The organism is Oleiphilus sp. HI0086 (assembly GCF_001635225.1).
Genome location: NZ_LWFZ01000106.1, coordinates 1 through 1,075 on the forward strand (window position 1 = coordinate 1; position 1,075 = coordinate 1,075).

A 1,075-nucleotide genomic window follows, 5' to 3' on the forward strand; every position below is an offset into this window, starting at 1 on the left:
GAACTTCGTGCAATAGCTGTAGTCTTGGGGCGATATTATAGCTGTCGGCTCCTAGCGCATAAAAGCGGCTATATTGCTCTGTTGACTCGGGGATAGCATGATTTATCTGGCTTTTGATATCTATTGTACTGCTAAGCATCCAGGGCATTTCGATAAACTCGATACCGTCCAGGTCTCTGTTGTCGTTGTTGTTAGATATGTTATGAATTTGAGAGCTGGCGAATACTGGCAGGTCGGCAGCGTAATGGTAGGCAAAGAGAGGTTTGATTTGACGTGCTATTTCGGGTTTGGCAATCATGACAAGTGCGTCGATATCTTGCCTTCTTCTGGGTAAAAACTCGAGCGCTGTGTTAGTGATTTTTCGAATTTTTCGCTTTCGATTCTGGCTGTCCTCAGTGCCGAGGAGGCGGGCGACGCTCGAAGCGAGAGATTTCTGATTTTTGTAAAATACGCTATCGATAACGACCCCGTCTAATGAAGAGAAGCTTTCTACAAAGCTATCGTATATGCGAAAGCCAAGATTATTCTCTGGCAGTATGATGCCGACCCGTTTCAGTGATTTGTCGTGTAGGCGTGTAGCAAGTTGTCTGGCCTCGGTCTCAGGTGCTAGACCAAGTTGGTATAGCTTATCTGAACCTGCGTTAGTCGCTGGAAGATAGTTTAAGGCGAGAGTTGGCGTGCTAATAATATCTAAGGAGTTCAGCGCTTTAAGAGAAGCTTTGTCTAGAGGGCCGATAATTAGGCTGCCTGTCTCAGGTGCTTGATTGTACAGTGACAAAATGTCTTGCGTTGCTGTGTCGAAAAAACGAACTTGTAGTGGTTCGTGGTTTGGGTTTTGTTTATTGCTGGCATAGTGTTGAGCCATGAAACCGTCACGAATAGCTTTTCCAGCCAATTGAAGTGGCCCGCTTAAGGGCAGGGCAAGTGTTATCGAATCGGGGCGAGTGTTTGGGAGTTGTTTTAGAATGCTTAGCTCGTGAGGCGGATTCAGGCTGGCAGGATGGCTTGGCCACAGCTCGTTCCATGCCTGAAATGCATTATATTGGGCATCCAGGCTGATCTGATTTAGCTGGAT

The 1,075-nt window shown here is 46.6% G+C and carries 1 protein-coding gene; it reads right to left on the minus strand.

Annotation, left to right across the window (positions count from 1 at the left end):
* Window positions 1-1,075: penicillin-binding protein activator (locus A3756_RS01455; RefSeq protein ID WP_197481092.1), on the minus strand; the 1,075-nt coding region annotated here is incomplete at both ends.